Annotated in this window: 1 protein-coding gene and 1 pseudogene; both read right to left on the minus strand. The window is 50.4% G+C overall.

What is annotated here, in order from left to right:
- A pseudogene (locus A3766_RS23695) lies at positions 1-327 on the minus strand (cobalamin biosynthesis protein CbiG); the annotation flags it as partial.
- Positions 320-898: SAM-dependent methyltransferase (locus A3766_RS23700; RefSeq protein ID WP_068643090.1), on the minus strand; the 579-nt coding region annotated here is incomplete at its 5' end. The pseudogene A3766_RS23695 and the gene A3766_RS23700, both read right to left, overlap by 8 nt.

Genomic DNA, 898 nt, shown 5'->3' on the forward strand with positions numbered 1-898 from the left:
AATTCGCCCAAACTCATTCGCGCCACCTTCATGCCCGGACAGCAAGGGAATAACAAATTCGCCACGTTCATCCAGAACGAGGACGGGCGGGTCTTCATGTTTGTTCACCATTACCGGCGCGAGTGTTCGCATGACAATGCCTGTGGCACAGATTAAAATCTGTCGTTCGCCGGCGCGAAATGAGTCTTGCACCGTTTGCGCAAAGGGTTGCGGTTTAAACGACACCTCGACTTCATTCGTAAGCGCAGTTGAATCGGTTCTAATTGCGCTTGCTAAGCGTTCTGCCAAACAGCGCCCGGCTTCGGTTAACGCGAAAATTCTAATCACGACTTCTCTCCTCTGAGCTACGATCTGCCGATGGTAAAACCACAAACAAAGAAAAATACGGCCCTTGCTCTGGAGATAATTGAGTTATATCGCTCACAATCTTCTGATTATCTCGGCCGATATATTCAAGATACGTGGCGTCGGCTAATCTTCCCGTTCGCTCAAGCAATGCCAATATTCTTGGGCGGGCCTGCCCTGCTTTCATGATCACCACACTATCGTGCTCGCTAAGGGCTCGCTCTATTTGCGAATCCTGATGACGGCCACTGACCACAACAAACGATTCTTTTAACATTGTAAGCGGTTGCATCATCGCGCTGGCAGCAGCATTCACAGACGAAATACCTGGGATCACCTGACAGGGGTAGTCATCCTGAAGCCGCTCAAGTAAGTAGGCAAACGAGCCGAAAAATAAGGGGTCGCCTTCACACAAAAACGCCACATCCTGCCCCGCATCAAGCGCCGCTTTTATCCGAACAGCGCCACTGTCGTAAGCGTGATTCGCTAAGGTACGATCCTTCGACATCGGCATCTCGATCACGACATCCTCAAGAACATTAAGACCCTGATC

The organism is Oleiphilus sp. HI0132 (assembly GCF_001635845.1).